The following is a 900-nucleotide window of genomic DNA, read 5'->3' on the forward strand; positions in this document are numbered from 1 at the left end:
GCTGGATCAAGGTGCTGGTGGTCTTCGGATCGGTGAGATTGAAGTAGCCGGGTGTGCCCAAGCTGACGGTGGTGGTGTTCTGCGCATGCGCGGATACCGCCATGGCAGCCGCCACGGCAGCGAGTGCGGTCGCGAAGATGGCTGTCGTTAGAAAATGGGATGCCGCACGTCTAACGCTCATCATGTGCCCTCCTTTCGAACTGTCCAAACATCTAAAAGCAAATACACTATTATCTGTACGTGTGTTATCCACGCCATAGGTGAATGCAGTGTGTGCTGGTCATGCACGGATCGTGACTGTGCTGTTCCCCCGTCTTCTGGAATGCAGAAGGTGTGGAACTGGGCCTCTAAGATCCCGGGATCGAACAGCGATAATCGTGCCAACAGCCAGATAAGCGCGCGGATCGATATTCCTCGTTTGTAAGAGACGAACAAAGTCGACAATGAAGACGCGGAAGGTCGTAAGTGCGACAGTCCGCGTCTATCGTTTGTGCGCCCAGCATGGGCGCACTCCTGCGGGTGCAAGTCCCGCCATAAGCTGGTCACAGTGACCTTCCCTCTGTTTTTCGCCTTCCAGAGGCCCGGGGTTATGCAGCTAAATCCGTTGCCTGCTGAGCCACGAGCCAGTCTCGCATGAACTGGGCCGGCGACACAAAGCCGAGCGACGAATGACGACGACTGCGGTTGTAAAACACTTCGATGTATTCGAACAAGTCCGCTGCGGCTTCGCGATGCGTGCGATAGCGCGCTGCATGAACCCGTTCATTTTTCAGGCTGTTGAAGAAGCTCTCCGTCGGCGCGTTGTCCCAGCAATTTCCTTTGCGGCTCATAGAGCAACGCATGCCATAGTCAGCCAGCCTGCACTGAAATTCGTGGCTCGCGTACTGACTGCCACGGTCC

At 56.0% G+C, this 900-nt stretch carries 2 protein-coding genes; both read right to left on the bottom strand.

From position 1 onward, the window contains the following. A partial coding sequence (locus AB3X86_RS38255) for a hypothetical protein (protein WP_368599902.1) occupies window positions 1-184 on the bottom strand: 184 nt, incomplete at its 3' end. Window positions 185-587: 403 nt separating this feature from the next. Then, window positions 588-900, bottom strand: a 313-nt coding sequence (locus AB3X86_RS38260; RefSeq protein WP_368599903.1) for an IS3 family transposase, incomplete at its 5' end; no start/stop codon positions are given.

Source organism: Paraburkholderia sp. BR14374, assembly GCF_040948685.1.
Taxonomy (GTDB): domain Bacteria; phylum Pseudomonadota; class Gammaproteobacteria; order Burkholderiales; family Burkholderiaceae; genus Paraburkholderia; species Paraburkholderia youngii.